Below are 587 nucleotides of genomic sequence, written 5' to 3'. Positions count from 1 at the left end.
CCGACGGTGGAACGTCGGGTCAGCCCGACCGAGGGCGGCTACCTGGTCGACTACATCGTCCGCAACACCGGTGTCGACGAACGCGGTATCCCGGGCGTGCGCATCGCCTCGATCGAGGGCTTGTTGATGGAGACCGACCAGTACGGCCGCTATCACCTCGAAGGCGTGGACGTGGGCACCCTGGAACGCGGCCGCAACTTCATCCTCAAGGTCGATCCGTCGACCCTGCCGCCGGGCAGCGTGTTCACCACCGACAACCCGCTGACGCGTCGCGTCACCCCGGGCCTGCCGGTCCGCTTCGACTGGGGCGTCAAGCTGCCGGCCGGGCTGATCGAAGGCGGTGAGGAGCAGGTCGAGATGGAGCTGGGCGAAGTCTTCTTCGCCCCGGGCAGCGCCGAGGTGCGTGCGCAGTATCTGCCGGCGATCGAGAAGATGGCCGAAAAGATCAAGCAACACCGCGGCGGCGAAGTGGTGATCAGCGCTAACGGCGATAGCGAGTCGCTGGCGTTCGATCGGGCTTCGGCGGTCAAGGCCGAGTTGGTCAAGCAATTGCCGGCCGACGTGCTGCAGGCGCTGAAGGTCAGCGT

At 66.6% G+C, this 587-nt stretch carries 1 protein-coding gene; it reads left to right on the top strand.

From position 1 onward, the window contains the following. Positions 1-587, top strand: a 587-nt coding sequence (locus tag EX88_RS26665; protein ID WP_036149885.1) for an OmpA family protein, incomplete at both ends; no start/stop codon positions are given.

The sequence above is a fragment of the Lysobacter antibioticus genome, assembly GCF_000731095.1.
GTDB classification, from domain to species: Bacteria; Pseudomonadota; Gammaproteobacteria; order Xanthomonadales; family Xanthomonadaceae; genus Lysobacter; species Lysobacter antibioticus_B.
Note: the sequence above shows the minus strand (reverse complement) of the source record. Positions and strands in the feature narration are given on the sequence as shown.